Origin of the sequence: Streptomyces racemochromogenes, assembly GCF_044129415.1 — a bacterium.
GTDB lineage: Bacteria > Actinomycetota > Actinomycetes > Streptomycetales > Streptomycetaceae > Streptomyces > Streptomyces racemochromogenes_A.
In genome coordinates this window covers 1-494 of sequence record NZ_JBBDHD010000327.1, presented here as the reverse complement: position 1 = coordinate 494, position 494 = coordinate 1, and the positions used below count along the sequence as shown (strand labels likewise).

At 71.7% G+C, this 494-nt stretch carries 1 protein-coding gene; it reads right to left on the bottom strand.

Features of this window, described 5'->3' with window-relative positions; translation table 11 throughout:
- Positions 1–494 (bottom strand): GTP-binding protein (locus WDV06_RS37115; protein WP_395514197.1); only part of this gene is annotated, 494 nt, incomplete at both ends.

The window sequence follows — 494 nt, the reverse complement described above, 5'->3', positions numbered from 1 at the left end:
GAGGCGTAGGCGGTGAACTCCTCGGCGATCGTCGCGAAGACGCTCTCCCGGTAGTCGACGAGGTCCATCTTGTTGACGGCGAGGACGACGTGGGGGACGCGCAGGAGGGCGGCGACGGCGGCGTGGCGGCGGGTCTGTTCGATGACGCCGTTGCGGGCGTCGACGAGGACCACGGCGAGGTCGGCGGTGGAGGCGCCGGTGACCATGTTGCGGGTGTACTGCACGTGGCCGGGGGTGTCGGCGAGGATGAACCGGCGGCGGGCGGTGGCGAAGTAGCGGTAGGCCACGTCGATGGTGATGCCCTGTTCCCGCTCGGCCCGCAGGCCGTCGGTGAGCAGTGCCAGGTCCGGGGCGTCCTGGCCGCGGTCGGCGGAGACCCGCTCCACGGCCTCCAGCTGGTCCTCCAGGACCGACTTGGAGTCGTGCAGCAGCCGGCCCACCAGGGTGGACTTGCCGTCGTCGACGGAACCCGCGGTGGCGAAGCGCAGCAGCGT